Source organism: Dokdonella immobilis, assembly GCF_900115085.1.
GTDB lineage: Bacteria > Pseudomonadota > Gammaproteobacteria > Xanthomonadales > Rhodanobacteraceae > Dokdonella > Dokdonella immobilis.
Genome location: NZ_FOVF01000001.1, coordinates 232,614 through 250,300 on the forward strand (window position 1 = coordinate 232,614; position 17,687 = coordinate 250,300).

Annotated in this window: 18 protein-coding genes; 6 read left to right on the plus strand and 12 right to left on the minus strand. The window is 64.2% G+C overall.

Annotation, left to right across the window (positions count from 1 at the left end):
* Positions 1–315: 315 nt before the first annotated feature.
* The 3 genes from BM125_RS00985 to grxD are packed head-to-tail and all read right to left on the minus strand — an operon-like array spanning position 316 to position 2,010.
* On the minus strand, positions 316–909 hold the full coding sequence (locus BM125_RS00985) for a YhgN family NAAT transporter (protein WP_092404146.1): 594 nt from the start codon (positions 907–909) through the stop codon (positions 316–318).
* A 13-nt stretch (positions 910–922) separates the two neighbouring features.
* Complete coding sequence (locus BM125_RS00990; RefSeq protein WP_092404008.1) at positions 923–1,696, minus strand: SDR family NAD(P)-dependent oxidoreductase; 774 nt, start codon at positions 1,694–1,696, stop codon at positions 923–925.
* Positions 1,693–2,010: a Grx4 family monothiol glutaredoxin gene (grxD, locus tag BM125_RS00995; protein ID WP_092404147.1), complete on the minus strand. Its 318-nt coding sequence runs from the start codon at positions 2,008–2,010 to the stop codon at positions 1,693–1,695. Before grxD ends, BM125_RS00990 begins: the two co-directional genes overlap by 4 nt.
* Before the next feature lie 218 nt (positions 2,011–2,228).
* Between grxD and sodB the strand changes: the two genes are divergently transcribed.
* Entirely contained in the window at positions 2,229–2,807 is a 579-nt protein-coding gene (gene sodB, locus BM125_RS01000) for a superoxide dismutase [Fe] (protein WP_092404009.1), read from the plus strand.
* A 132-nt stretch (positions 2,808–2,939) separates the two neighbouring features.
* Here sodB and BM125_RS01005 read toward each other — a convergent pair whose 3' ends face one another.
* Together BM125_RS01005 and purE are read right to left on the minus strand one after the other, a co-directional pair.
* Positions 2,940–4,085 carry a 5-(carboxyamino)imidazole ribonucleotide synthase gene (locus BM125_RS01005; RefSeq protein WP_092404010.1) on the minus strand — a complete coding sequence of 382 codons (1,146 nt, stop codon included), beginning with the start codon at positions 4,083–4,085 and terminating at the stop codon, positions 2,940–2,942.
* Positions 4,086–4,592, minus strand: coding sequence for a 5-(carboxyamino)imidazole ribonucleotide mutase (gene purE, locus BM125_RS01010; RefSeq protein ID WP_092404011.1), 507 nt, complete (start codon positions 4,590–4,592; stop codon positions 4,086–4,088).
* Between the two features lie 92 nt (positions 4,593–4,684).
* Between purE and BM125_RS01015 the strand changes: the two genes are divergently transcribed.
* The 3 genes from BM125_RS01015 to nadC all read left to right on the plus strand — a co-directional run bounded on the left by BM125_RS01015 (position 4,685) and on the right by nadC (position 8,545).
* Complete coding sequence (locus BM125_RS01015) at positions 4,685–4,951, plus strand: Trm112 family protein (protein ID WP_092404012.1); 267 nt, start codon at positions 4,685–4,687, stop codon at positions 4,949–4,951.
* A 113-nt stretch (positions 4,952–5,064) separates the two neighbouring features.
* Positions 5,065–7,485 (plus strand): DUF1631 domain-containing protein, encoded by a 2,421-nt coding sequence (locus BM125_RS01020; RefSeq protein WP_092404013.1) that lies wholly within the window; start codon positions 5,065–5,067, stop codon positions 7,483–7,485.
* Between the two features lie 208 nt (positions 7,486–7,693).
* A complete protein-coding gene (gene nadC, locus BM125_RS01025) occupies positions 7,694–8,545 on the plus strand; it encodes a carboxylating nicotinate-nucleotide diphosphorylase (RefSeq protein WP_092404014.1) in 852 nt (283 codons plus the stop codon).
* 12 nt (positions 8,546–8,557) lie between these two features.
* Here nadC and BM125_RS01030 read toward each other — a convergent pair whose 3' ends face one another.
* On the minus strand, positions 8,558–9,358 hold the full coding sequence (locus tag BM125_RS01030) for an FHA domain-containing protein (protein ID WP_092404015.1): 801 nt from the start codon (positions 9,356–9,358) through the stop codon (positions 8,558–8,560).
* Positions 9,359–9,389: 31 nt separating this feature from the next.
* On the minus strand, positions 9,390–11,825 hold the full coding sequence (locus BM125_RS01035) for a bifunctional serine/threonine-protein kinase/formylglycine-generating enzyme family protein (protein WP_139224799.1): 2,436 nt from the start codon (positions 11,823–11,825) through the stop codon (positions 9,390–9,392).
* A 284-nt stretch (positions 11,826–12,109) separates the two neighbouring features.
* Between BM125_RS01035 and BM125_RS01040 the strand changes: the two genes are divergently transcribed.
* The gene (locus tag BM125_RS01040; RefSeq protein WP_092404017.1) at positions 12,110–12,454 is read left to right on the plus strand and encodes a DUF3301 domain-containing protein; all 345 of its coding nucleotides are present in this window, start codon (positions 12,110–12,112) and stop codon (positions 12,452–12,454) included.
* On the opposite strand, the gene BM125_RS01045 is transcribed toward BM125_RS01040, so the two are convergent.
* From BM125_RS01045 to petA, 5 genes are all read right to left on the minus strand, one after another.
* The gene (locus tag BM125_RS01045) at positions 12,447–12,827 is read right to left on the minus strand and encodes a ClpXP protease specificity-enhancing factor (RefSeq protein ID WP_092404018.1); all 381 of its coding nucleotides are present in this window, start codon (positions 12,825–12,827) and stop codon (positions 12,447–12,449) included. The genes BM125_RS01040 and BM125_RS01045 overlap by 8 nt on opposite strands.
* Positions 12,828–12,851: 24 nt before the next feature.
* Positions 12,852–13,475 carry a glutathione S-transferase N-terminal domain-containing protein gene (locus tag BM125_RS01050; RefSeq protein WP_092404019.1) on the minus strand — a complete coding sequence of 208 codons (624 nt, stop codon included), beginning with the start codon at positions 13,473–13,475 and terminating at the stop codon, positions 12,852–12,854.
* 208 nt (positions 13,476–13,683) lie between these two features.
* A complete protein-coding gene (locus BM125_RS01055) occupies positions 13,684–14,445 on the minus strand; it encodes a cytochrome c1 (RefSeq protein ID WP_245778743.1) in 762 nt (253 codons plus the stop codon).
* Complete coding sequence (locus BM125_RS01060; protein WP_092404020.1) at positions 14,438–15,703, minus strand: cytochrome b; 1,266 nt, start codon at positions 15,701–15,703, stop codon at positions 14,438–14,440. The genes BM125_RS01055 and BM125_RS01060 overlap by 8 nt, the downstream gene beginning before the upstream one ends.
* The gene (petA, locus tag BM125_RS01065; protein WP_092404021.1) at positions 15,703–16,299 is read right to left on the minus strand and encodes a ubiquinol-cytochrome c reductase iron-sulfur subunit; all 597 of its coding nucleotides are present in this window, start codon (positions 16,297–16,299) and stop codon (positions 15,703–15,705) included. Before petA ends, BM125_RS01060 begins: the two co-directional genes overlap by 1 nt.
* Before the next feature lie 149 nt (positions 16,300–16,448).
* Between petA and BM125_RS01070 the strand changes: the two genes are divergently transcribed.
* On the plus strand, positions 16,449–17,666 hold the full coding sequence (locus BM125_RS01070) for a S1C family serine protease (RefSeq protein ID WP_342741283.1): 1,218 nt from the start codon (positions 16,449–16,451) through the stop codon (positions 17,664–17,666).
* Positions 17,667–17,687: the final 21 nt, after the last annotated feature.

The following is a 17,687-nucleotide window of genomic DNA, read 5'->3' on the forward strand; positions in this document are numbered from 1 at the left end:
CCGTGGCGAGATGGCTGTCGACTCGAGAACCCCCTGGGGCACCCACTGAGTTGAATCGTTTCGCTTCGATCAGTCGGCTTTGCCATGGCAAGGCTTCTGCGAAGCTGTGCGATTAACCGGAGTTTAACCTGAGTTTATGACGAATTTCTAACAGAGTTTTGGCCGCGACATCGGGCCGCACGCGCCCAAATTGGCGGCTGCCGGGCCGGCAGTCGCGCCCAGAGCGCGGCCAGGCCCTGGACGCTCGCAGCGAGTGAAGGACAATTCCTCGGCTAATCATGCAACTGCCGCAATTTCCTGAACCCTTGCATCAAGTCAGGAGGACAGGCGCACATAGGCCACGACGCCGTCCAGGAACATTTGCACCGACAGGGCGACGAGCAGCATGCCCATGAGCCGCTCAAGGGCGACCAGGACACTGTGGCCCAGCCACCGGTACAGGTAGGTCGACGAGATGAGCAGCACCGAGGTCGCCAGCCAGGCCAGGAACAGGGCGATGCTCCAATCCACGGTGCGTCCGGGGTTGCTGTTGGCAAGCAGCATGACCGCGGCCATGGTCGAAGGGCCTGCAACCGCCGGGATCGCCATCGGCACGATGAAGGGCTCGCTGTCGACATCCCCGCCGAAGATGCCGTCCTTGGGCGGGAAGATCATGCGGATGCCGATCAGGAAAAGGACGATGCCGCCGGCGATGCTGACCGACTCCGCCTTGAGCTGGAGCGCGCTGAGCAGGTACTTGCCGCTGAACAGGAATATGAACAGCACGGCCAGTGCGATCAGCAGTTCACGGATCAGGACCAGGCGACGTCGCGCCGGATCCACGTTGCGCAGGAGGCTCAGGAACAGCGGGATGTTGCCGAGCGGATCCATGATCAGGAACAGCAGGATCCCGGCAGACAACGTGCTCATCATGGTGTCGTGCTCACGTACCGGGGCGAAGATCGAGCGTGCGGCCGCGCAAGGCCGACGCTGCGGGACTGGTCAGGAATGCGGCGGCCGCGCCGGCCCGGTCCGGCAGCTCGCGTTGCAGCGCGTCCTCGCCAAAATAGGCCATGCGCCGCAGGGCGGTACGCATCGGCGACGGCAACAGCGCATGCACGCGCACCGTCCCGGTCTCGGTTTCCTCGTGAAGGATCGAGGCGAACGCGGCGAGACCAGCCTTGGCCGTGCCGTATCCGCCCCAATACGCCTTGCCGAATCGCTCGGCATCGTCGAGGACGAACACGACTGCCGAATCCGTGCGCTCGCGCAACAGCGGCAGGCAGGCCTGTGTCAACAGGAACGGCGCATTCAGCCCGACCTGCTGGATCCGCAGCCAGTCAGCTGGCTTGACCTGTTCAACCGGGCGCAGACCGTCGAACAGGACCGCCGCGTGCACGATCGCGTCGAGCCGACCGCACTGGATGCGAACGGCGTCGGCGAGGCTGGCGTAGTCGTCGGGCGTGGCCCCTTCCAGGTTTATCGGATAGATCGCCGGCGTCGGCGCGCCGAGCGCCTCGATCTCGTCGTAGAGCACTTCCAGCGGACGAACCTTGCGCCCCGCCAGTACCACCGTGGCTCCCGTGCGGGCGCAAGCGAGCGCGCAGGCCCGACCGAGGCCACCACTGGCACCCGTAATGAGGACGACGCGCCCACGCAGCGAATCGACATCCGGCTGCGGGTGCTCGACCCGGGCCAGCGGCAGCGGCGCGTTCACGCCTTGTGCACTTCGCGGACCATACGCTCGAGCTCGCCGCTTTCGAACAGTTCGAGCGTGATGTCGCAACCACCGATCAGCTCGCCGGCGATGAAGAGTTGCGGGAAGGTCGGCCAATTCGAATAACGCGGAAGGTTCGCGCGCACTTCGGGGTCTTCCAATACGTTGACCGATACAAACGGTGCGCCCAGCGTATTGAGCGCCTTGACCGTCCGGCTTGAAAACCCGCACATCGGAAACTGCGGCGTGCCCTTCATGAAGAGGACGATGGGTGCCGACTGGACGGTGGACCTGATGCGTTCGATGATATCCATGGTATTCCCGGCAATGACGGATCGCGACCAGCCAAGGCGGGTCGCACCAATCCGCCATTTTACCAGTCCGGCGTCGACGTGGTTGATTTGCATCACGCCAGCTTCATATGCTGAGGGACTGGCCCGACTGGACAGCGCCCGGTCGGGAAATTGAATTCACGGTACCCAAACCATTGCCGATATCCGGCACCCACCCACCAACCGGCAAGGAGATTCCCATGGCCATCGAACTACCCCCGCTTCCGTGGGCCCGAGACGCGCTCGCACCGCACATCTCGGCCGAGACCATCGACTACCACTACGGCAAGCATCACCAGACCTATGTCACCAACCTGAACAACCAGATTGCCGGCACCGAATTCGAAAAGCTGAGCCTCGAAGAGATCATCCGCAAATCCAGCGGTGGCATGTTCAACAATGCCGCGCAGATCTGGAACCACACCTTCTACTGGAACTGTCTCGCGCCGAATGCCGGGGGCGAGCCGACCGGCAAGCTCGCCGACGCTATCAACAAGGCATTCGGCAGCTTCACCAAGTTCAAGGAAGAGTTCACCAAGACCTCGGTCGGAACCTTCGGCTCGGGCTGGGGCTGGCTGGTGCAACGCCCCGATGGCGGTCTCGCCCTGGCCAGCACCTCGAACGCAGCTACTCCGCTGACCGGCAGCGATCGCGCCCTGCTGACCTGCGACGTCTGGGAACACGCCTACTATATCGACTACCGGAATGCGCGCCCGAAATACCTCGAGGCGTTCTGGAATCTGGTCAACTGGAAGTTCGTCGAAAGCCAGATGGCTTAGGGCCGGGATTCGAGATTCGAGATTTGGGATTCGGTAAAACGAAACCCCGGAAGACGGACCCAATTCGTACGGCCGGGTCCGAGACCCACATGCAACTTCGCGTGCAACACGGGGCGGGTCCGCGACCCGCCCCTACGCCGTGCCGTTCGCGGCCAAGGCCGCGATGACCGGGGCGACGTGGACTTCGCGGTCGAGGGCGCGTCCGACGCGCTGCAGGCGCTCGACCAGTTCTTCGGCGCTGTCGGCGCAAAGAGTCGCGTGGCCAACCTTGCGACCGGGCCGCGGCGACTTGCCGTAGTCATGCCAATGCGCACGCGCCTCGGCCAACACGGGTGTCGCGTCGGGAAGCTCGCCAATCCAGTTCAGCATCGCGCTGCAGCCCCTTGCATCGGTATCACCGAGTGGCAGGCCGAGGACCGCGCGAATGTGGTTCTCGAACTGGCTGCAGGCCGTGCCTTCGATGGTCCAGTGCCCCGAATTGTGCACGCGCGGCGCCATTTCATTGCCGAGAAGGCGATCCCCACAGGCGAACAGCTCGAGGGCAAAAACACCAACGTAGTCGAGCCGCTCTGCGAGCGCACGGGCCCGCGCGACGGCGCGCCGCTGCAGTTCTGCCTCGACCGCGACAGGCGCCAGACTGGCCGAGAGAATGCCGTTGCTGTGCCAGTTGCGGGTCAGCGGATAATGCCGGAACTCGCCGCTGCGCGAGCGCACGGCGATCACCGACATCTCGCTCTCGAAGGCGACGAAGGCTTCGAGGATCAGCGGTACACCACCGAGCGCATCCCACGCCGACTCGATGTCCGAATGCTGGCGCAGGATGGCCTGGCCCTTGCCGTCGTAGCCGAGCCGGCGCGTCTTGAGTACGGCCGGGAGACCGGTCTTTTCGACCGCACGGTGGAGGTCGGCAAGACTGTCCACCGCTGCGAAGGTCGGCGTGTCCAGCCCGATCTCACCGAACAGCGACTTCTCGACCAGCCGATCCTGGGCCACGGCAAGCGCGGCCGGATTCGGGAACACGCGCGTATGCGCGGTCAGCCACTCGGCGGTTTCGGCAGGCACATTTTCGAAGTCGAAGGTCGCCACGTCGATTTTCGAGGCGAATGCCTCGAGGGCGGCGAAATCGCGCCAGTCGGCCCGCAGCACCGGCGCCACCTGGGCCGCGCACGCGTCTTCGGCACTGTCGACGACGAGAAAGCGGTGTCCAAGCGGTGCGCCGGCAAGGGCCAGCATTCGCGCAAGTTGCCCGCCACCAAGGATGCCAATGGTCGCCACAATTCAGTCCTTGCGTGGGTCTGGCCTCGACAGGACCGATTCGGCCTGCTCGCGGCGGTAGGTTGCAAGACGCCCGGCCAGGGCCTGATCACTGGTGGCCAGCATCGCCGCAGCGCAGAGCGCCGCATTGACCGCACCGGCGCGTCCGATCGCAAACGTGGCGACCGGGATTCCCGCCGGCATCTGCACGATCGAGAGCAGCGAATCCATGCCGTTCAGCGCCTGCGACTGCACCGGGACACCGAGTACCGGCAACAGGGTTTTCGCAGCCAGCATGCCCGGCAGGTGCGCGGAACCGCCAGCACCGGCGATGATGGCGCGGATGCCGCGGCCGGCGGCCGCTTCGGCATACTCGAACATGAGATCGGGCGTACGGTGTGCGGAAACCACGCGAACCTCATGGGCGATACCCAGGCTCTCGAGCGTTTCCACGGCATGACGCATGGTTTCCCAGTCGGAGCGGGATCCCATCACGACGCCTAATCGCGGAGTTTGGGCTTGGTCGGTCATGGTCGTGGCGGAGGAAAATCGCTATTGTACGCATATTGCGAAGCCTGTTCGGCGCGCCATCCCGGCAAACCGCGCGCGCCGGAGTCGACACCATGGACAAACACCTCCTCGACATACTCTGCTGTCCACTGACGAAGACGCCGGTGCGCCCTGCACGTCGAGACGAACTCGAGATCGTCAACCGCAACGTCGATGCGGGCATCGTGCAGACTGTCGCCGGAACCCCTGTCAGCCTGCCGTTGTCTGAGGCCCTGATCACGCGCGACGGCAAGACCATCTACCGGATCGAGGACGATATCCCGGTGATGCTCGCGGATGAGGCGATCAGCACCTTGCAGTTGGCCGACTTTCCACGCTAGGTTGTGACCCAGGTCACATTCGCGGGACGCTCGGCACATGAAGCTTTGCCTATCCTGAGGCAAGCTATGTGCCTTACACAGGCTCGAGCGGTTTTCGAGCGGATCGAGGCCCCATGTCCACCCCTGAAGACAAGCCCAACCGAGTCGTCGAACTGAAACAGCGCCAGGGTGCCCTGTCCGGTTCCGGGGACCGGCTGGGCGAGCTGCTGAAGCTCGTTCGCGGAATTGCGCTCAAGCGCGTCAATGGCCTGGTCAGCACGCTCTTCGAGAATGTCGACGACGCCCTGTTCCATCTCGCCGAACGCGCCGAGAGCAACGCCGTGCAAGTGCAGTTCTTTGATGGCATGCGCGAAGTCCGCAAGAAGCGCCAGCTCGTTGAGCGCGTCTTCCAGGAGCAGCTCTCGAAGATCTTCAGCGACTTTGCCGAAGGCAACCTCAAACCGGTACGGCCGGAAGTGGCCAACCCGACGAGCGGTGGACTTTCCCTGGTCGATGATCAGGAACTCGAGGATTCACTGGCCATATCGAGCATGGTTTCCAAGGCGGAAAACCGCCTGTCGCGCACGCTGCATCTGGTCAACCAGCGACTCGGCGTGATCGTCGGCGGCAACACGGTCGAGGACGCCAGCAATCCGATCGGTCCTGCCCCGCTTTGCCAGGCGTTTCGCAATGCGGTGCGCGAATTCGAACTGAACGTACAGGTCAAGTTGATCATCTACAAACTGTTCGACCGCTACGTGATGTCGGGCCTCGAACCGCTCTACGATGAAGTCAATGCCGAGTTGATCCGGGCCGGCGTGCTGCCGCAGATCCGCCATCAATTGCCGCAGTCCGCACGCGGTCGCGGCACCCTGCCACCAGGTGCGCCACAGGCCGGCCAATCCGCACCCCCTGCGGGCGAAGGTCAACCGGGCGTCGAAGGCGGCGCCTATCCGGGTGCCAGCTATGATCCTGTCGCCGCCGAGCTGCAGGCGGAACTCTACGGCACCTTGCGCAACCTGTTGGCCAGCCGCCATCCGCGCGGCGAACACGGCGGTGGTGAGGCCGGCAGCTATGGCGGTGGCGGTGGCGGTGGCGGCATGGTGCCCAACCTCAGTCCGACCGACCTGCTCAGCGCGCTGTCGATCCTGCAGAGCCAGACCAATGCGAACCTGTCGCATGCCGAGTCGGTCGCCGATGCGGCCAAGGCCGTGCAGCAGATCAAGCAGGAACTGCTCGAGCAGGCGCATCGACTCGGTGGCAACGCGACCAGCGGTTACAGTGTGTCTTCGGCCGACGAGGACACGATCGATCTGGTCGGCATGCTGTTCGAGTTCATCCTGCAGGATCGCAATCTGCCACCGCAGATCCAGGCCATGGTCGGCCGATTGCAGATCCCGTACCTGAAGATCGCCATCCTCGACAAGCATCTGTTTGCGCAGAAGTCGCATCCGGCGCGGCGCCTCCTCGATGCGATCGCCGAAGCCGGCAAGAGCTGGTCGGCGGAGTCGGATGTCGACAACAAGCTCTACGACCGCATCAAGTCGGTGGTCGAAACGGTTCTGACCGACTTCGACGACGACCTGGCGATCATCGAACATGAGCTCGCGGGCTTCGAGCAGTTCGTGCACCAGCACAAGCGACGTTCCGAACTCGCCGAGCAGCGCGCCGCGGAAGTCACCCGTGGTCGTGAAAAGCTGCATACGGCACGCCGCGAGGCGGCTCGGGAAATCCTCACCCGCATTGGCAACCGGGAGTTGGCTCCCGTCATCCACAACGTGCTGTCGCGTCCCTGGGCGAACTATCTCGTGCTCACCGACCTGCGCCATGGCCACGATTCCGATGAATGGAAGAACGCCCTGCGCTTCGCCGATGAATTCGTCTGGAGTTCGCTGCCGAAGACCACGGAAGCCGACAAGACCCGGCTGCGCACCTTGCTGCCCCAGCTCGAGAAAGCACTCAAGCACGGTCTCGGAACCGTTGCCTACCATGAAGGCGACGTTCGCGCCCTGATGCAGGAACTATCGCAGTTCTACCAGCGCCTGCTCAATGGAGAGACGTTCGAGCTGAAGACCGCCGAAGAGGTGATCGCCGACAATGCGGCGGCGGAACCGACCGCCGACAATCCCGTCGCGGGTCGCGCGGAAGGTGCACCGGCCACGCAGAGTCCGGTCGAGGAAATCGTGCTTTCCTCCGGAAAGGCGGAGATCCAGGAGCCGGAGGAAGTCGACGAAAACGATGAGTCTGCGATGGCCGCACGCCAGATGAAGGTCGGCAACTGGATCGAATTCGTAGACGAGAACGGGAACCGCGAGCGTGCGAAGCTGTCCTGGATAAGCCCGATCAGCTCGCGCTACCTGTTCGTCAACCGGCGCGGCCTGAAGGTATGCGACAAGTCGGTAGCGGCATTGGCCGTCGAGCTTCGCCGGGGTACGGCCATTCTGCTCGAGGAAGTGCCCTTGTTCGATCGCGCCCTCGATGCGATCGTCGAACGCCTGAGACAGACCCATTCCGCAAGCGATGAAGCACCGCCTGCCCAGGGCACCCCGGCCTGAGACAACCCGGCCCACCTGCAGTACCCTATCCGGCCCGCTTTTCCGAGGCCGGCATGCGCTGGCGATTCGCGCTGATGGATAAATGCAGCAAGTCCCGCAACCACCCCGGCTCCACGCCGTCCTGCAACCTCGAAACCAGCCACGAGGTCCCGGCCGGGCCCTGCGTGATTTCCCGCAACACTGCGCAACGCCCTGACCGGTTTCCCGCATGAATCGCCCAGACCCCGAAATCGTCCGCGACGATGTCCGTCGCGCCCTCGCCGAAGATATCGGCAGCGGCGATGTTACCGCCGACCTGCTGCCGGCATCGGAATGGGCCAGGGCCAAGGTCATCACGCGCGAGACGGCCATCCTTTGCGGACAGGACTGGTTCGCGGCCAGCTTTGCCGAGCTGGATCCTTCCGTCGAGATCGACTGGATGGCTCACGAGGGTGGGCGCGTGCTGCCGGGCCAGGTCCTCTGCAACGTACAAGGCCCCGTTCGCGCCCTGGTCAGCGCCGAGCGATGCGCGCTCAACTTCCTGCAGACCCTTTCGGCGACGGCGACAGCGACGGCGACCCATGTCGAGGCCATCCGTGGCACCCGCACGACGATCCTGGATACCCGCAAGACCCTGCCCGGCCTGCGCTACGCGCAGAAGTACGCGGTGCGCACGGCGGGAGGCATGAACCATCGGATGGGCCTCTTCGACGCCATCCTGATCAAGGAAAACCATATTGCCGCGGCCGGCTCGCTGAGTGCAGCGGTGACCCGCGCGCGCAGCCTGCACCCGTCGATCATGGTCGAGGTCGAAGTCGAAAACTTCAGCGAACTCCGCGAAGCGCTCGCTGCCGGCGCCGACCGCATCATGCTGGACGAGTTCGAACTCGACGAACTCGTCCAGGCGGTGGTCGAAGTCGACGGTCGCGTACCGCTCGAGGTATCGGGCGGAGTCGGCATCGATCGTGTACGCGCCATCGCGGAGACCGGCGTGGACTACATCTCGATCGGCGCGCTGACCAAGCATGTCCGCGCGATCGACCTGTCCATGCGCATCGAACTGGTCAGGGAAAGGGCCTGAGATCGTCCGATTTCAGATCTTGCCGAGAAACTTGAGGACTCCTGCCGCGATCGCGCCAAGAATCACCACGGCGCCGATCACCCAGATGGCCACGGGAGTCGAGGTCTTCTCCGGCTCCGGGACGGTTTCCGCGGGGCCGGGTGTCGCCGCCGGCGCCTGACCGCCCGGCGAAAGCAGGAGGAAGCGCACGGTATCGAGACGCAACTCGTCTCCGGGAACGAGCATGCCCGTGTGCACGCGCTTGTCGTTGATCCACGTTCCATTGGCCGAACCGAGGTCCTCGACCATGACACCTTCCGCGGTGACCTGCAGACGGGCATGGTGGCGGGAAATCTCCTCGGCCTGGATCGGAATCCCGCAATCGCTCTGCCTGCCGATGGTCATTGTCCCGACCAGGGCGAAATTGCGTCCGAATGTAGCGCCGGAAACGCCGCGCAGCATGAACTTCGGCAAAGCCATGCGCACGCGTGTACGGCCGTCGGAGTCGTCCGCGGCAGGAACCGACTTCGGCGCCGCAACTGCCGGGGTCGCTTCGGACGCGACCACGCGACAACCGATACGGCCGAACAGAAGCAGATCGCCGGGCTTGAGCGGGCTTTCCTTGGCAATCTGCCGGCCATTGAGCACGGTCGCCACGCTCTGGTCGCGAATCCGGACCACGGCCTGGCGACCGTTGATCTCAACGTCGCAATGATTGACCGCGACGCCCGGCGCAACGAGCACAACCTGGCAATCGCTGCCGGAACCGATCTGGGTGATCCCCTCGCCCAGTTCGACCGCGGCATGCTCACCATTCGGGAATATCAATTTCATCGCGTCTCCCTCCGAGCGCTTTCGCGACGGGTTATTTTTCGATCACTCGAACCAGGCGGAACCCGAGGCTGTTAAGGGCCGTGTCCTCGGAATAGTTGTCACTCTGCAGCAGTGCATCCTTGTCGGCGGGCGACAGCCAACCGCGTCCGCGAATCCCGTGGTCGCGGCAGCCGTCCGTCAACGGCGCGCTCTTGCCGCAGGCTGCTACCCACTCGCGTACGTTTCCATCGATATCGAAGACCCCGGCAACCGCTGGAAAAATTCCAACCGGAGCGGTGCCCGCGTGACCATCGCTGCAATCGGCACCACCACGGGAATCGAACGCTTTCCTGTAGGCGTCGTCGGCGAGGTTTGCCGTGGAGCAGTTTCCCGGCGGGGCCTTGCGCGCAACCTGCTCCCACTCGGCAGGAGTGGGCAGGCGGTAGCGCTTGCCGGTTTCCTTGCCGAGCCAGTCCGCATAGGCCTGGGCTTCGGCAAAGCTCACGCAGACCACCGGGTGCGTATCGTCCTGGGTGATATCGGGATTCTTCCAGTCGCGTTTTCGCGATGAACGGAAGATCGATTCCCGATCGCGGCACGAGGGTTCCTTGCCCGCAAACTGGCGTTGTCCGCCGGCTTTCCACCAGGCAGCGAACTCGCCCCGGGTCGTCTCGTGGCGGGCAAAGGCGAGGGTGTCCGACACAATGACCATGTCGGGTCCCTTGCGGGCACCGATCGAATCACGGAACACGTAGCCGGCCTTGCCGATCCGATCGACGCCGCGCAGCCCGTCGAGGGCGGCCTTGTTGCCTGGATCGAGAACCGTAACCTTCTCAAACGCGGCCCGGGCAGCTGCCCCATCCATCGCATCGACGGCGGCGCTGGCTTCGGCCAGGTACTTGTCGGATTCGCGCTTGCGCCGGGCTTTCGCTTCGGCCACCGTTTCCGCGCCTTCCTTCAGCGAACCCGCCACTTCCTCGGCCTTGTCGAGAAAGCCGGCAAATTCGCCCGGGTTGCCGTCGGCAAGGGCCTTGTCGGCCAGATCGAGGTAGGCTCGCGCGGTATCGATGACGCCCTGGATGGCGGCGCTGTTGGTCGGGTCGATGCGCAGGGCGAGACTGAAGCGCTCGTAGGCATTGGTGCGTGGAGGATTGGTCAGGCGCAGCCCGGCCAGATCGGCACGAGCCAGGCGAACAAGATTGAGCACCGGATCGATCACGGTCGGCACCAGGGCCAGGTCGAGTTCGTCAGACGGCAGCAGGGCATCACCCATGCCGGCCCCAGCAGCATTGTCGCCGGAAGCATCGATCCCTGCGTCCGCGGCGACCGGGGGTCGAACGGCACGTTTGGCCTGGTCACCGGACACCGCAGGAACCGGCGGCGACTTTGTCGCTTCGATCACGCGATTGGCCTGGGCTTCGGGCTCGTTGCCCTGCCCGGCAATCAGGGCGTAACCCACGGAACCGATCAGGAGCAGGCCGGCCCCCGCCAACGCCCATGGCAGCCAGGGCCGCGCCGTACTGGCCGTCTTCGCTGCCAGTGCCGGGTCGCCGCCGAGTGACTCCTCCATGGTCGGCAGTACACCGATGCGTGTCGGCGCCTCGTTCGCGCGCAGCGCCGCGGCGACCGATTCGCGCTGGATGATCCGGGTCGGCGCTTCCTGGGGCGCGCCGGTCTCGGCGGCGCTGCGCGGTTCGATCGTACCGAGCGCAGCGATGAACTCTTCCGCATTCTGGTAGCGGTCGGCCGGATCCTTCGCCAGCGCCTTGTCGATCAACGGTTGCCAGTGCTGCTGGGCCGGTGGCAGGCGAGGTATCGGCTCGAATACATGGGCATAGGAAACCGCGAACCCATCGGCACCTTCATAGGGCGGCTTGCCGGTCAAACCGAACCAGGTCAGGACACCGAGACCGTAGAGGTCCGAACGCGCATCGACATCGCTGCCGCGCGCCTGCTCGGGACTCATGTAATGGCTGGTGCCGACCGAGAACCCGGCGCTGGTGATGCGAGCAGCCTGGCTGAACGCGCGGGCGATTCCAAAGTCGGTCAGCAACGGCGTGTCGTTCACGTCGAAAAGGATGTTGCCGGGCGCCACGTCCCGATGCACATAGCCACGGTGATGGGCGTAGCCGAGCGCATTGGCGATGCCCTCGAGCACGCGGAGCAGATCCTTCTCGCTGAGTCCCAGACGCACGCGCTGGGCGAAATCGCCCCCCGACAGGTACTGCATCGAAAAATAGTTGAGCTGGGCCTGGGTGACGCCCACGTCGTAGACCTGAACGATATTCGGGTGGGCCAGGGAGGCGAGCATTCGCGCCTCCTGCAGGAAGCGCTTGGAAAATGTCGGATCGGCCGCCAGCGCAGGCGCCATGACCTTGAGCGCGACCTCACGATCGAGCGAAGTCTGCAGGGCCAGATAGACACTGGCCATGCCGCCGACTCCGACCTCGCGCCGGATCACGTACCCAGGAATGTCAATCGCAGTCACGGCAGCTCCCCTACCCTTCGCGGCCAATTGTAACGAATCGCGAACGACTGTCTGTGTTTCAGCGCACCGCCGCCCGCGCGATCCCGGCGACGTCGAACGTTCCGACTCGTGCCGGCCACAGTTCGCACACCGGCCCGTCGGGCAGACTCTGCCTTCAATGGGACAAACCGTCCAGCGCGACGCCAAGGCGGACGAAACCTCCGGGCAGACCGGGTTTCGGCGTTCCGCACCAGGCAGGAGCGAACCTGCTTGCCTGGCGGAAATACGGGCCGCACACTGCCGGCATGGATGGATCGCTGATCGGCTTGCTGCTTGCGGGAATTGCGGTTGCGCTCTGGCTCGACGCCCTCGCCGCGCGCGAACTGGCCGGGATGCACAGCCGCCGGCTGTGTGCGGGTTCGGGCCTGCAATGGCTCGACCAGAGCATTGCCCTGCAGCGCATGCAGGTGGTTCGCGCGGGAGGCAGGCTGGTCCTGCGCCGCCAGTACCGCTTCGAGGTCAGCCTGAACGGAAGCGATCGCCACCGGGCCAGCATCAGCCTGCATGGACGCCGTATGGCCAGCTACATGCTGCCCGCCCGCGAGATGCCGGAAGCGGAACCTGCAGGGCGTCCTTCGACGTCTACTTGACCACATGCAGCCGCGGTCGCCTGGGCGGCTCTTCCGGCGCGGGCGGCTCGGGGGGCGGAGTGGATTCTTCAGCCGGAAACATCATGCCTTGGCCGTTTTCCTGGGCATAGATGGCGAGAACCGCGGAAACGGGGAGCTCGATCGAATGGCTGACCCCGCCGAAGCGGGCCAGGAAGCTGACGGTCTCCATGCCGATGTCCAGGCGCGCCACGGCACGCGAGGCGACGCTGAGCACGATCCGGCCATCCTTGATCGCCGAGGCTGGAACACGCACACCGGGCGCGCCTGCCTCGACCAGCAGATACGGGGTCAATCCGTTGTCGTTGATCCATTCGTGAATGGCCCGCAGGAGGTAGGGCCGATTCGAAGTCATTGTCATTTCGGGCACGCGATGTCCTCATGCACGCAATGCGCGCTCCTCGGCCGTCATGCTGCGCAGAAATGCCTGGCTGTGGAATATCCGCTCGCCATAGTCGACGATCGACTGCGCCTCGCGCGGCAGGGTGATGCCAAGCGACTGAAAACGCCAGACCAGCGGCGCGAAGGCACAGTCGGCCAGGCTGATTTCGGGACTCAGGAAGAATTTCGACGCCTTGAAGGCAGGCGCATTGCTGATCAACTCGTCGCGCAGCGCCTTGCGCGCCGCCTCGACACCCTTGCCCCCCTCTTCGATCTGGTCGACCAGGGTCAGCCAGTCGTTTTCGAGCCGCACCATGGCCAACCGGAGCCGGGCCCGCGACAGCGGATCAACGGGCATCAAGGGTGGGTGCGGATAGCGTTCGTCCAGGTATTCGCAGATCACGCTGGTATCGTAGAGGACCAGGTCGCGGTCGACGAGGGTTGGCACCGAATTGTAGGGATTGAGCTCGATCAAGTCTTCGGGCGGGTTTTCCAGGTCGACGATGACATGGTCGTAGCTGACGCCCTTGGCCGATAGCACCAGCCGAACCCGATGGCAATGGACGCAGTCTCGCGCGGAAAATAGAGTGAGCACTGCCCGTGATCGCTGACTCAAGGCCATGACGGCACACCTCCCCTGGCGGGCTAGTGACCCGCATGACCACACAAACCGGGGCTGGCCCGGCCTCTCCCGTTCGTCCTCACTCTACTACGCCATGGCGAAAGCGCATAGATGAGCCGGACCGGGCCGCCGAATAGGCGACCCAAGTCACTGAAGCAAAACGAAATATGGTCAGATCATGCGGGCTTTTGCGGGCCGCGCCGGGCGCTCAGTGGACGTCCTTCCAGTATTCCTGCTTGAGGAAATAGGCCAACAGGGTGAAGGTGGCGAGGAACAACAGAACCCAGATGCCGATGGATTTGCGCTGCATCGCCGCGGGCTCGGCCGCGTATTGAAGGAAATTCGCGATATCGCGCGCAACCTTGTCGAATTCCTCGGGTTTCAAGGTTCCGGCCCGATGCACCTCGAAGCCCTCGAACTGCGCCGGCTCGGATCCCTCAGCGGCCTTGAACTTCGCCGTCTGCACGCCCTGGAGCTCCCACAGCGGATTTGGCATCGAGGCATTCGGGAAGACGGTGTTGTTCCAGCCCACAGGACGGCTGGCATCCAGGTAGAAGGACTTCAGATAATTGAAGACGTAATCCACACCCTTGGCCCGGGCCATCAGCGAGAGATCCGGCGGCGCCGCGCCGAACCAGGTCTTGCCGTCCACCGAGTTCATCGAAGGCGGGATCCGCTCACCGAAATTGACCCCGGTGAAGTTGAGGTTGTTCATGACCTGGTCTTCGCTGAGGTCGAGATCCTCGGCAATGCGCGAATAGCGCATCAGCTGGAGTGAGTGGCAGCCCGAGCAGTAGTTCATGAACAGCTTGGCGCCATTCTGCAGCGAGCCGGTGTCCGCCAGGTTGGCGTTGGACGGCGCCAGACCGCCCTCTTCGGCAGCCGCGGCGGGCAGCGCGAAGCCGAGGCTCAGGGCCAGGAGGAAGCCGGCGATCCAGGGATGGGACTTGTGCATGGTGGTCTCAGTCATGGCCGTTCACCCGCTCCGGGACGGCCTTGGTCTTCTCGAAGCCGAACGCGGTATAGACCCAGAGGAAAATGAAGAAGCCGAAGTAGGCCGCGGTCAGGAAACGGCCAATGATGGTCTCCACCGGATCGGTGCCGGGGCCGGAGCCGATCTTGCCGAGCCAGACGAAGCAGATGCCGAGCACGAACAGGGCGACCCGGAAGCCGGTACCGCGATAGCGCCATGACTTGACCTTGCCGCGATCGAGCCAGGGCAGGAAGAACAGCACGAGGATCGCACTGAACATCGTCAGCACACCGGCCAGCTTGTTCGGCACTACGCGCAACATCGCGTAGAACGGCGTGTAGTACCAGGTCGGCTTGATATGCACGGGCGTGACCAGGCGATTGGCCTCGATGAAATTGTCATGTTCGAGGAACAGACCGCCGAAAGTCGGCTGGAAGAAGATGATGAAGGCGCAGATCAGAAGGAAGCAGCCCGTATAGAAGGTGTCCTTGACCGTGAAATAGGGATGGAACGGGATGCCGTCGGCCGGCGCGCTGGAGGACCAGCGATTGCCCTTCGGACCCTTCTTGATCTCGACGCCGTCGGGATTGTTCGAGCCGACCTCGTGCAGGGCGAAGATATGCAGCACGACGAGGAGCAGGAGCACCAGCGGCAGGGCGATCACGTGCAGTGCGAAGAAGCGGTTGAGCGTGGCATCCGAGGGCAGGTAGTCGCCCATGATCCACTCGGTCAGCGCGGTGCCCACGTAGGGTATCGCCCCGAACAGCGAAATGATCACCTTGGCGCCCCAGAACGACATCTGGCCCCATGGCAGCACGTAGCCCATGAACGCCTCGGCCATCAGCACGAGGTAGATCAGCATGCCGAGCAGCCACACGAGCTCGCGCGGCTTCTTGTAGGAGCCGTACATGACCCCGCGGAACATGTGGATGTAGACGACGACGAAGAAGGCCGAGGCGCCGGTCGAATGCATGTAGCGGATCAGCCAACCCCACTCGACGTCGCGCATGATGTACTCGACCGAGGCGAAGGCTTCCGCCGCGCTCGGCTTGAAGAACATCGTCAGGAAGATGCCGGTGACGATCTGGTTGATCAGGACCACCATCGACAGCACGCCGAAGATGTACCAGATGTTGAAGTTCTTCGGCGCATAGTACGAAGTCATGTGCTTCGCATAGAACGGGCCGAAGGACGGTGCGCGGTCGTTGAACCACTCCTGCATGCCGGTAACGGCCTGGGTCAGTCGATTGGCCATCACGCTGCTCCCTCGGCTGCGCCGATCATGATGTGCGTATCGTCGATGAAGTAGTACGGCGGCACGACCAGGTTGGTCGGAGCCGGGACACCATCATAGACGCGGCCGGCCATGTCGAAGCGCGACTTGTGGCAGGGACAGAAGAAGCCACCCTTCCAGTCCGGATCGAACGGCTCCGGCACGAGCTCGCCATGGAACTTCGGCGAGCAGCCCAGGTGCGTGCAAAGCCCGACCAGCACGAGCAGCTCGGGCTTGCGCGAGCGGTGTTCGTTCTGGGCGAATTTCGGCTGCTGGTCCTCGACCGACGAATTAGGATCCTTGAGCCGGGAATCCTGGCTCGGCAGCGCATCGAGCTGGGCCTGGGTGCGGTGGATGATCCAGATTGGCTGACCGCGCCACTCATAGGTGACCATCTGCCCGACTTCGAGCTTGCTGATGTCCGCTTCGACCGGTGCGCCGGCAGTCTTTGCCCGGGCGCTCGGTTGCCACGATTTGATGAAGGGTACGGCCGCCATTGCGATTCCCGCACCGCCAACGACAGCAGTCGTTGCGGTCAGAAACCTGCGGCGGCCCTTGTCGACGCCGTCATTTGCCATCCGGCACTCCACGAGGTGCTTGCTGAAAAACGAGAATGGAACAGGGAAACGCGGGGATGCCGCAGAATCATGCTAGTTTAACGAAGCACTCCGCACCGCACAATCGAGCGCGACGCGGCAAGATGTCCTTGCATCCTGTGCCTTCTTCCATGCAACCCGATCCCATGCGCCGCGCCAGCACTCTCGCCTTCATTCTCCGCTATGTCATCCTTGGTCTGGCGATCGCGTTTGTCGCGAGCCTTTTTGCACCGGGCCTGGTGGATCGCCTGCGCGGCAACACCCCCGGCCCGACCACCGCGCGGCCTGTGGAAGCGGGGTCGAGTTCGCGCGAACGCGGGCCGGTTTCCTATGCCGAGGCGGTCACCCGTGCCGCACCCGCCGTGGTCAACATCTACGCCAACAAGATGACCACGGTGCGCCAGTACCGGATCGTGCCCGACCCGGTCACGCGCCGACTGTTCGGCGCCATCGCGGCCGGCCCATCCTACAAGAAGCAGGAGCAGAGCCTCGGTTCCGGCGTGGTCTTCAGCGCCGACGGCTATGTGCTGACCAACAACCACGTGATCAATGGCGCTGACGATATCCAGGTGCTCCTGTTCGACGGCCGGGTCGCCCAGGCGCGGGTGATTGGGGCCGATGCCGATACCGACCTGGCCGTGCTCAAGATCGACGCCGCGGACCTGCCGACGATCGCCGTCGCCGATCGCGGCGACGTCAACGTCGGTGACGTCGTCCTCGCCATAGGAAACCCGTTCGGTGTCGGCAAGACCGTGACCATGGGCATCGTCAGCGCCACCGGCCGCCAGCTCAGGCTGTCCGCCTACGAGGACTTCATCCAGACCGATGCCGCGATCAACTTCGGCAACTCCGGTGGTGCCCTGGTCAATGCACTGGGTGAACTCGTTGGCATCAATACCGCGGTCTACCGCAATGCCGGCGGCGACGGCCGCCAGGGCGCGGGCCAGCAGAATGCCGAGGGCATCGGTTTCGCCATCCCGGTGACGACGGCCAAGGCCGTACTCGACCAGATCATCAGCCACGGCATGGTCATTCGCGGCTGGTTCGGCGCCGAATACGCCGATCCATCGGCACTGAATCCGGTGCGGCCACCCGGCACCCCGATCCAGCGTGGCGTGGTCGTGCTCGAGGTCCTGCCCGGTGGCCCTGCGGACCGGGCCGGACTGCGTAGCGGCGACATCCTGCTCAAGCTCGATGGCGAGGACATCGTCGACCAGGCCGACCTGCGCAGTCACGAGGCGGCGCTGGCGCCGGGCCAGGTCGCGCGTCTCCACGGCATTCGCAACGGCGTGCCGTTTTCGGTGGCCCTGACCCTGATGCAGCGCCCCTCGAACTACGCAGGAACCTGATCGCGGCGCTACCGGCGCGCG

Bases quoted from the DNA above. Each gene is read 5' to 3' on its own strand.
- BM125_RS00985 (WP_092404146.1), bottom strand. From the start codon at position 909: ATGAGCACGTTGTCTGCCGGGATCCTGCTGTTCCTGATCATGGATCCG.
- grxD (WP_092404147.1), bottom strand. From the start codon at position 2,010: ATGGATATCATCGAACGCATCAGGTCCACCGTCCAGTCGGCACCCATC.
- sodB (WP_092404009.1), top strand. From the start codon at position 2,229: ATGGCCATCGAACTACCCCCGCTTCCGTGGGCCCGAGACGCGCTCGCA.
- purE (WP_092404011.1), bottom strand. From the start codon at position 4,592: ATGACCGACCAAGCCCAAACTCCGCGATTAGGCGTCGTGATGGGATCC.
- BM125_RS01015 (WP_092404012.1), top strand. From the start codon at position 4,685: ATGGACAAACACCTCCTCGACATACTCTGCTGTCCACTGACGAAGACG.
- BM125_RS01020 (WP_092404013.1), top strand. From the start codon at position 5,065: ATGTCCACCCCTGAAGACAAGCCCAACCGAGTCGTCGAACTGAAACAG.
- nadC (WP_092404014.1), top strand. From the start codon at position 7,694: ATGAATCGCCCAGACCCCGAAATCGTCCGCGACGATGTCCGTCGCGCC.
- BM125_RS01030 (WP_092404015.1), bottom strand. From the start codon at position 9,358: ATGAAATTGATATTCCCGAATGGTGAGCATGCCGCGGTCGAACTGGGC.
- BM125_RS01040 (WP_092404017.1), top strand. From the start codon at position 12,110: ATGGATGGATCGCTGATCGGCTTGCTGCTTGCGGGAATTGCGGTTGCG.
- BM125_RS01045 (WP_092404018.1), bottom strand. From the start codon at position 12,827: ATGACTTCGAATCGGCCCTACCTCCTGCGGGCCATTCACGAATGGATC.
- BM125_RS01050 (WP_092404019.1), bottom strand. From the start codon at position 13,475: ATGGCCTTGAGTCAGCGATCACGGGCAGTGCTCACTCTATTTTCCGCG.
- BM125_RS01055 (WP_245778743.1), bottom strand. From the start codon at position 14,445: ATGACTGAGACCACCATGCACAAGTCCCATCCCTGGATCGCCGGCTTC.
- BM125_RS01060 (WP_092404020.1), bottom strand. From the start codon at position 15,703: ATGGCCAATCGACTGACCCAGGCCGTTACCGGCATGCAGGAGTGGTTC.
- petA (WP_092404021.1), bottom strand. From the start codon at position 16,299: ATGGCAAATGACGGCGTCGACAAGGGCCGCCGCAGGTTTCTGACCGCA.
- BM125_RS01070 (WP_342741283.1), top strand. From the start codon at position 16,449: ATGCAACCCGATCCCATGCGCCGCGCCAGCACTCTCGCCTTCATTCTC.